This window comes from Paenibacillus sp. PL91 (genome assembly GCF_012935325.2).
Classification (GTDB): domain Bacteria; phylum Bacillota; class Bacilli; order Paenibacillales; family Paenibacillaceae; genus Pristimantibacillus.
The window spans coordinates 1-4,765 of sequence record NZ_JABBYG020000050.1 but is presented as its reverse complement, the minus strand read 5'-3'; the positions used below and the strand labels follow the sequence as shown (position 1 = coordinate 4,765).

Here is a 4,765-nt window from a genome sequence, read left to right as displayed (position 1 = left end):
GAAACTGGCGAGTTAGAAGGAAACGGAGATATTATTTTAACTTATTTTATGTAGGATCATTCGTTCCGCTAACGGGACACGATAGTTGAACAATCAAGGAGCAGTTTGCTACGGCAACTGCTCCATTTCTTTGTTAAGCTAACGGACAGGTTAGCTGGTGATTAATGGGTTTCATGAGAATCTCAAATGTGGTAAAATATACCACGTAGAACGAATTGAGAGTGGATTTGGAATACGCGCAAACAACATCCACGAAACCCAGCACGAAAAGGAACATTTATACAATAACGATAATTATGTCGATGTAACCTTAGCTCTATTCAAAATATTGAGGGTAGTGGACCAATGAAAAAATAGATTTAAATACAATGCCGCGTCCTCTAAAGGTTTCCGGCTACTTTCTCTTTTCAATGAGTTCATTCCGCTTGATGCCACATGGGCAAGCGCAGGAGATTAGTTTAACGCGCCAGCGTTTGACGACACTCATATGCCGGAGCGTAATAAGGCATATAAGAATGATTTATTAAATGAATATGAGGTGTTTAAACGTGCAAGATGATCCGCAAAAGCGGGAAATAATAAATCGTCGTCAATTTTCGTTTCGATTGAACTTATTTTTCTTTGTTACGTTCGCATTGTTTAGCATATTGATCGTTCGGCTGGCCATTTTACAGTTCGTTGAGGGACCGACGCTTAGCGATGAGGGCATCGAAAAAGTAACACGCAGCGTAAAGATTCCGCCGATAAGGGGCAATATTTACGATTCTACAGGCTATCCGATAGCGTATTCCACATCCACCCAAACGTTATATTTCAGCATACAGCCGGAGCTTAACCTGGAGGATGCTAAAGCGAATGCGAAGGAAATGGCGAGAAAATTGTATGAAGTGTATATGGAGCACGGAGATCCGGAGAAAGCGATGACCGTAGACGATATTATCCGCCAAATGGATCTTGAGTTCAGCCGGAATAATATCTCGACACCAAGGCGCATCAAATCAGGCTTGACCAATAATGAAATCGCTTATTTCATGGAAAACCGCACGGCTTTCAAAGGCGTCGATATCATTGAGGAAAGCGTTCGGAACTATGACTCCGATTCGATTTCCGTACAGCTAGTGGGCTATTTGAAAAAGTATAAAGGCGTTCGCGAAACGGTAGATTTCTACAAGGAAAAAAGCGTGGAGGAAGAGCCGACCCTTCAGTATTTGGAGGAAGAGGATGTCGGCATGGACGGTCTGGAGTATATGTACCAGGATGTTCTTCGGGGAAAGAACGGATTGAAGACGTATCCCGTTAACAATGCGGAGCGTATTATCGGCCCAATGCAAATAACGAATCCCGAAAAAGGCTCGGATATTTATCTGACCATTAACAAAAACGTTCAGTTGAAAACAGAAGAAGCCATCATGAATCAATTGAAAAAAATAACGACCTCATCCAATCGATACGAACGGGCGGAATACGCCAAAACCGGCTTTGCCGTTGCGATGGAGGTCGATACCGGAAACATTGTGGCCATGGCGAGTATGCCTGACTACGATCCGAACATTTGGGCAGGCGGCCGCATTAGCGCAGTAGATTACGAGAACTTCTCCAATGTATTGGAGAACGGAACGATTCGCAGCGTTTACGGTAAGTATGAGACGGAGGGAGAAAGAAAAAAACACCCATCTTCCATCGTGCCGCCTGGATCTACGTTGAAGCCATTATCCGTTCTAATTGGATTGAATGAGAAATTATTTTCCACGACGGAGTACTACAAGGATACCGGCAGATTCAGTTACGGTAAAAAAGGCTACGAGACTTATGTTACAAATTCCCAGGGGCATGTGTATGGGAACATAGACGGAGCGGAAGCTATTCAGAATTCATCGAACCCATTCATGGCCGCTATGATCGGCAACAAGCTTAATAAGAGAGGCGAGCAGAACGGCAAGAGCAGTGTAGAGATTTGGGATGGATATATGAAGCAATTTGGACTTGGCGTGCTTACCGAAAGCGGTTTGTACGGAGAATCGAAAGGTATTATCGATTATTTTGACTCCGCGGAGAGATTTAGTTCGCAATCTGCACTTATTATGGCTTCCTATGGTCAGCAAGGACGTTATACGACATTACAGCTTGCTCAATATACAGCAATGCTGGCTAATCACGGCAAACGGATGAAGCCCCAATTCGTGAATGCAATTAAAGATTCAGACAAGAAAATTATCCAGGGATTTAAGCCTGAGATTTTGAACACCGTAGATTTTCCCATTGAATATTGGGAAGAGATTGAGAAGGGCATGTCCCTGGTAAAATCGGAAGGCTTTGAAGGCGTTGATTATACCTACAGACGGAAGACGGGTACATCGGAGCAAGACGTGGCGAAGCGTACAGCGGAAAATGCCGTCTTCATTGCTTATGCACCTGCAAAGAATCCCAAGCTCGCAGTAGCGGTCATTGTACCTGATGGCGGCTTTGGGGGTTATGGTGCATCGCCTATCGCCCGGCAAATTTTTGATGCATACGATGTGGAAGTAGGTTTGACAGGTAAGCCTAAGAAGAAGCAGTCCGTGACGACGGATGCCGAATGAATAAGTACGATTAATTCCAAAAGTCATGTTCGAGCGCGAGCTTCGAACTGCCTTATTTTATAATTACAGCCAATTTTAAAATAAATGTTGTACAAATGAAACATTTTTCGTCCATTACGCTAACGGGGACACGATAGTTCAATAAAAACACGGAAGCAGCCGACCACAATGATCGGCTGCTTCATTACGCTAACGGGCAGCATTCCTATTATGAAGAAATACGAGGTTTGAGAAACAAAAAGACTCCTTGGTATGATGTATGTGGGTCCCAGATGCTGGCCAGCGACCGGATCCAAATACAAACCAAGGAGACTACAAAATGAATTCTACTCAAAATGATCGCATTAATCAAATCACTTCTTCTACCCTAATTGTCGGTGTAGACATAGCAAAGTTCAAACATGTGGCACGAGCGCAAGACTACCGCGGAGTCGAGTTCGGAAAGTCCATTACCTTTGAAAATAACCGAGAAGGCTTTGAACGATTTGTTAGTTGGTTCCGAAAGATTGCGACGGAGCAAGGGTTCAAGGACGTCATAGTCGGTATGGTACCCACTGGCCACTACTGGTTGAACCTCGCGTATTATCTGAAGGAACAACAAGTCTTATGCGGAGTAGTTAATCCGCTGCACGTGAAGAAAAGCAAAGAATTAGACGACAATTCGCCGACCAAGAATGACATCAAAGACGCCAGAGTCATCGCACAGCTCGTCAAAGACGGAAGATACGCCGTACCTAATCTTCCCCATGGCATCTATGCTGAACTAAGGGAAGCAATGAAAATTCGCGATCATCTGTCGACTGACCTGCGTGTGGTGCAAGGCCGCGTCCATAATTGGTTAGATCGGTATTTTCCAGAGTTTCTCACGGTGTTTAAGGATTGGGAATGCAAGTCCGCACGCCAGATGCTCGGTCTTTGTTTGATGCCGTATGAGCTGGTTTCTCAGTCAGAAGAATCTCTGCTGAAGCATCTTAGAGAGGTGGCCAAGCGAGGACTCGGCATAGAACGTATGAGACGTATGAAAGCAGCTGCAAGCCGTTCCGTTGGCATACGAGAAGGTACAAAGCTAGCAAAAATCGAGCTCCAGCTGTTGTTAACACAGTATAAACTGCTTGAAAGCAAGTTTGAAGAGCTTGAGGTAAAGCTTGATGAACTCCTGGAGCAAATCCCGCATGTGAAGCCATTACTAGCCATTAAAGGTATTGGTCGGGATAGCATAGCTGGTTTTCTCGCTGAAGTTGGAGATATTGAGCGCTACCGGCATCCGAAACAGATCATCAAACTCGCAGGGTTGAACCTCAAAGAAAACACAAGTGGTAAACACAAGGGACAGACAAAGATCACGAAACGCGGACGAAAGCGACTAAGAGCGCTGCTATTCCGCGTCATGATGCCACTTGTGGCAAAGAATCGTGCATTTAAAGCCCTGCATCAATATTACACAAAGCGGCCAAACAACCCTTTGAAAAAGATGCAGTCGCTCATTGCGCTTTGCGGTAAGTTGATACGAATTCTCTTTGGTGTCCTGAAGAAGGGACATCCGTTTAGTGAAGAAAAAATGTTGCGGGATATACCCCGGTTTACGGTCATGTCTTTAGCAGCTTAGGGTTCACGTTTTTTCATAGAAGCCGAACGTAATAACACCGTTACAGACAAGTGAAGCACGGATGAGTCGGAACAACACTAACATACGGACGAAGATCCTGCCGGGCAGCAATATCCGACCTCCACCTCATGGACAGGTTGAATGAAGGAATGTGGGAGCGTAGACTCTGTGAGACATGGGAGGGTTGACCGCCATGAGTCAAAGTGGAGATCCAAGAGTGCGACCATATATCTCCAGAATGTCCACTTTTTAAAACGAGTGGTCTGGGTGGATGTGTTTTTGCGCTTTTTTTGCTCCCATATTTATCATCTTCTACAATCTTATCCCATCTAATAGTTGTCTTGTGCGAAAGGAAAACGTTCATAATCTAAGAAAACAAACGTATTTAAGAGAAAAATGATTCTCCATAGAGGGAGGTTAGTTACAATATATGGTACTATAGTGATGAGATCTTTCAAGTGAGTAAGCACTCAATGTACTACGGAATTTCATGAATTCATTAAAAGAGGCTTGGTTGAACTAACGGGACGGAGAGCCTAATGGAGGTTTATATGAAGAAGCTTTCTATTGATTTTAATGA

2 protein-coding genes are annotated in these 4,765 nt (G+C 44.2%); both read left to right on the top strand.

All coding sequences use genetic code 11. From position 1 onward, the window contains the following. Nucleotides 1-548: 548 nt before the first annotated feature. Nucleotides 549-2,579 (top strand): peptidoglycan D,D-transpeptidase FtsI family protein, encoded by a 2,031-nt coding sequence (locus HI950_RS35180; RefSeq protein ID WP_317618508.1) that lies wholly within the window; start codon nt 549-551, stop codon nt 2,577-2,579. A gap of 319 nt (nt 2,580-2,898) precedes the next feature. Next, entirely contained in the window at nt 2,899-4,185 is a 1,287-nt protein-coding gene (locus HI950_RS35175) for an IS110 family RNA-guided transposase (RefSeq protein ID WP_169091719.1), read from the top strand. Nucleotides 4,186-4,765 lie beyond the last annotated feature (580 nt).

Coding starts and splice junctions, on each gene's coding strand:
- HI950_RS35175 (WP_169091719.1), top strand. CDS start 2,899: ATGAATTCTACTCAAAATGATCGCATTAATCAAATCACTTCTTCTACC.